This window comes from Mesorhizobium sp. WSM4836, assembly GCF_055811815.1.
On the sequence record NZ_JBVVQF010000099.1, the window covers coordinates 1 to 356 of the forward strand.

General features: G+C 65.2%; 1 protein-coding gene. It reads right to left on the reverse strand.

Features of this window, described 5'->3' with window-relative positions:
• The coding region (locus AC0L2P_RS32265) for a nuclear transport factor 2 family protein (protein ID WP_473507252.1) at nt 1–234 on the reverse strand (234 nt) is incomplete at its 3' end.
• Nucleotides 235–356: the final 122 nt, after the last annotated feature.

Genomic DNA, 356 nt, shown 5'->3' on the forward strand with positions numbered 1-356 from the left:
GCCGCTGAGCTGCCACTGGGCAGGCCTTGTCGTGGCCAGCGCCGCCGTCAGCATGTCGCGGATCGCGGCCGCCCCCTCCATCGTCCTGATGTTCCAGGTGAAGGTCAGCAGATCGCGCCAGTAGCAGTCCTCGACGAACAGGCTGGTAGCGGCCTCGACGTCGCCCGCCTCGAGCGCCCGGGCAAAGGAACCGAGCCAGGTGGCAGCCTGTTTCGACGGGGCGATATCGAGCATCTGTGTTCCCTAACTTCCAGTGACGTTTGCGCTGCCCTCATTCTTACCCTTTCCCGGTTCTTTGCGGGAGAGGGTGAGGGCAGCGCAAACAGTCCGCAAGCCTAAGGGCGCCGCGCAAGGCT